Origin of the sequence: Actinomadura sp. 3N407 (genome assembly GCF_052245875.1) — a bacterium.
Taxonomy (GTDB): domain Bacteria; phylum Actinomycetota; class Actinomycetes; order Streptosporangiales; family Streptosporangiaceae; genus Spirillospora.
In genome coordinates, this window is record NZ_JBQQBP010000058.1 from 1 (window position 1) to 3,213 (window position 3,213).

Consider the following 3,213-nt stretch of genomic DNA (forward strand, 5'->3'; position numbering starts at 1 on the left):
CAGCCCCGGTCGGTGGGGAACTCGCCGATGGCGTCGGTACCGTCGGCCACCAGCCGCCACAGGTCCTGGGGGGACCGGACACCGCCGGGGTACCGGCACGCCATGCCCACGATCGCCACCGGCTCGTTCTCCCGGGACTCGAACTCCCACAGCCGTTCCCGCGTCTGCTGAAGGTCGGCCGTCACCCGCTTGAGATAGGCCCGAAGCTTGTCTTCAATGTTCATTGAGTCGAAACCTCTCCATCTCAGGCGATGCCGAGTTCGTTGTCGATCAGGTTGAACATCTCGTCATCGGTGGCCGACGCGAGGTCATCGGCGCTCGAATTCGCCGCCTCGCCTGCTCCGGAATGCCGGTCGAGCAGGTCCCGGAGCCGTTCGGTGAACCGCTGCCGGGAACTCTCCGACGCCCGGCGCAGCGCGCTCTCGATTCGGTCCAGGTCGGCGAGGATCGAGGTCTCCCCGGCCGGGTCCCGCTCGCCGAACCGGTCCTTGAGATGAGCGGCGACGGCCGCCGGGGTCGGATGATTGAACGCCAGCGTCGCGGGCAGCCGCAGTCCGGTCGTCGCGCTCAGCCGGTTGCGGAGGTCCACGGCGATCAACGAGTCGAATCCCAGGTCCTTGAGCGCGCGGCTCGGATCGATCTCCTCCGCCGTCGCGTGGCCGAGCGCCGTCGCGACGTGCGTGCGCACCAGGTCGATAAGGAGCTCGTCCCGTTCTTCCTCGCCCGCCTCGGCGAACCGCCGGGCCCAGTCGTTCCCGCCGCCCTCGGGCGCTCGCCCGCTCGGCCGGCGCACCAGGTCGCGGAACAGCGCCGGCACCCCGCCGTTCGCGGCCTCGCGACGCAGCGCCGCCCGGTCCAGCGGCGCGAGCACCAGATGGGACTCGTCCCCGGCGCCCAACGCGGCGTCGAACATTGCCAGGCCGTCCGCCGCCGACATCGGGGCGAAGCCGGTCCGGCCCAACCGGCCGATGTCGGCCGAGCCCAGCGCCCCCGTCAGCTCGCTGGCGTCGGTCCACAGTCCCCAGGCGAGGCTGACGGCGGGACGGCCCTGGGCGCGGCGGTGGTGGGCGAGGGCGTCGAGGTAGGCGTTGGCGGCGGCGTAGTTGGCCTGTCCGGGGGTGCCGAGTGTCCCGGCGGCGGAGGAGAACAGGACGAACGCGGCCAGGTCGGCGTCGGCGGTCAGCTCGTGCAGATGCGCGGCGGTGTCCACCTTCGGGCGCAGTACGTCGCGGAGCTGGTCCGACGCCAGGTTGGCGACCGTGGCGTCCCGCAACACCCCGGCCGTGTGGACGACCGCGGTGAGCGGGTGCTCGGGCGGGACGGCGTCCAGGGCGGCGGCGAGCGCGTCCCGGTCGCCGGTGTCGCAGGCGGCGATGGTGACCTCGGCGCCCGCCGCGGACAGTTCCGCACGGAGTTTCCCGGCCCCGGGCGCCTCGGGGCCGCGACGGCTGAGCAGGAGCAGATGCCGGGCGCCGTGCCGGGTGACCAGGTGGCGGGCCGTGTGCACGGCGAGGGTCCCGGTACCACCGGTGATCAGCACGGTGCCGTCCGGGTCGAACCGGCGCTCGGCACCGGACGTCGCGCCGGTCGGCCCCAGCCGGGCGACCAACGGCTCACCGTCGCGAAGGGCGAGTTGGGGTTCGTCGCCGATGCCGAACGCGGCCACAGCGGCCTCGATCCCCCGGACAGAGGCGTCGGCCCCGTCGAAGTCGAGCAGCGCGAACCGGCCCGGGTGTTCGGCCTGCGCAGACCGGACCAGACCCCAGACCGCGGCGGCGGGCAGGTCGGTGACCTCGTCGTCCGGTGCGGTGCTCACGGCGCCGCGGGTGAGGACCACCAGGCGGGAGTCGGCCAGCCGCTCCTCCGCAAGCCACCCCTGCAGCAGCTCCAGTGCCCGCCCGGTCAGCGCGTGGGTCTCCGCGACGGGATCGGCGCCGCCTGGCGTCGCGAAGCAGGCCACCACCGCGTCCGGTATCGGTGCACCCTCCGAAAGGGCCGCGCCGAGCGCGGCGAAGTCGGCGTACGAGGAGACCAGCCCGGTGGCGAAGACGTCGGTGCCGACCAAGGCTGTCGCGACCGGCGCCGAGCCGGTCCCGGCGAGGTCTGGACCGCCCGTCCAGCGCAGGCGCAGCGGCGACTCGCGTCCGGCCGCCAGCCGGGCGGGATCGATCGGCCGGGTGGCGAGCGCCTCGACCCTGACGACCGGGCGGTTCTCCGCGTCCATGCCGAGCAGGCCGACCGTCGACTCGTGCTCCAGGGACATCCGAACGCGCAACGTACGGGCACCGCTGCCGTGCACGGTGACTCCGGACCAGGAGAACGGCAACCGAAGGGCGTCCTCGGGTCCGGTCGGCCCGGCGGCGAGCCGAACGTGCAGCGCCGCGTCGAGCAGTGCTGGGTGGACGGCGAACCCGCTCGTGTCGGCGTCGTCGGGGAGACGGACCTCGGCGTAGAGGACGTCGCCGTCCCGCCACGCGGCCCGCAGCCCCCGGAACACGGGTCCGTAGTCGTAACCGTTGTCGGCGAACCGCTCGTACAGACCGTCCAGCGGGACCGGGGAAGCGGCGACCGGTGGCCACGCCTCCTCCTCTTCCTCCGACGGCGTCACCGGAGCCTCGGGCGCGAGCAGACCGGTGGCGTTGCACACCCAGTCGGCGCCCTGTTCACCGTCCGGGAGGGAATGGACCGTGAACGCACGCCGGCCTTCCTCGTCGGGCGTGTCGACCTGGATCTGCAGCGTGGCGGCGCCATGCGGGGGCAGTACCAGCGGACTGTCCAGAGTCAGGTCGTCGAGCCGCGTGCAGCCGAGCTGGACGCCCGCGTGCAGGGCGATGTCGACCATGGCGGCGCCGGGAAGCAGAACGGTGCCGAACACGGCATGGTCGGCGAGCCAGGGGTGAGTGGACGTTGAGATCCGTCCCGTGAGCACCAGCCCCTGGTTTCCCGGAAGCTCGATGGCGCCCCCGGCCAGCGGATGACCGGTCCGGTTGCCGACCGGTGCCGGGGCGGCGGGTGTGAGCCAGTAGCGCTTGTGTTGGAAGGGGTAGGTGGGCAGTGGTGTGTGTGGGGTTGGTGGTGTGTGTGGGGTGGGTTGTTGGGTGGTGGGCCAGTTGATGTTGATGCCGGCGATGTGGGCGTGGGTGAGGGCGGTGAGGAGTTGGGTTTGGTCGTCGTGGTGGCGTCGGAGTGTGGGGATGGTGGTGGCGTTGACGG

General features: G+C 72.8%; 2 protein-coding genes. Both read right to left on the minus strand.

The genetic code is table 11. From position 1 onward, the window contains the following. The coding region (locus ACTWPP_RS44850; protein ID WP_443110592.1) for a beta-ketoacyl synthase N-terminal-like domain-containing protein at positions 1-224 on the minus strand (224 nt) is incomplete at its 3' end. Between the two features lie 20 nt (positions 225-244). After that, positions 245-3,213: type I polyketide synthase (locus ACTWPP_RS44855; RefSeq protein WP_443110593.1), on the minus strand; the 2,969-nt coding region annotated here is incomplete at its 5' end.